General features: G+C 43.7%; 1 protein-coding gene. It reads right to left on the reverse strand.

Annotated features, from left to right (window positions below):
• A partial coding sequence (locus tag ACS8FC_RS17840) for a ribonuclease HII (RefSeq protein WP_439297776.1) occupies positions 1-671 on the reverse strand: 671 nt, incomplete at its 3' end.
• Between the last annotated feature and the right edge of the window lie 9 nt (positions 672-680).

The raw sequence follows: 680 nt of genomic DNA on the forward strand, positions 1-680 counted from the left end.
CTCACTTTTGCCAATATACTAGCCGCTGCGATACTGGTATGACGTGCATCACCCTTCACCCATGCTTGGCAATCAACAGAAGATCGCGAGATGCCCAATTCATCAAGTATAGCGTCATTCAGCTCAGGACAACGATTACCATCAAACAACGCCTCTACCTGTAATTTATCAAGTGATGTGCCAAGACTTTTAGTTTTAGAAAGATATTTAAAAACTGCTTCTAATAAGGCTTCAGTACACAACCGCATACCGAGCATGGTAGCCTGCAAAATATTAACTTGGTCGATAACGGCTGCTGGTATATCAGCGATGATATAACCGACTGCATGCTGTTGTACCAATGGATAAAGGACATCGCGCTTTTTTTCACTCAGTTTTTTGGAGTCTGTCAGTATCGACAATGGCGTGTCTTTGAGTGGTTGTTCTTCAATCAATCCTGACCAAGTCGAAGGCAATATCGCGGCGGCCACATTGACACTACCTAGTAAAGGTCCACGCCCTGCTTCATCAACGCCAATTTGTAGTATGGCGTGCCTCGCCTCTTGGCTATCATTGGTCAGATATTGAGTGAGCAGCTCAGTACTATCTAAATGACCATATACATGTACAGGCGCCGCTAGTTGAATGTATTGTCCTTTGACATCGATATGATTAATATTGACGTCAATTATCTGGGCTAG

It is taken from the genome of Psychrobacter sp. 1Y4 (assembly GCF_051847555.1).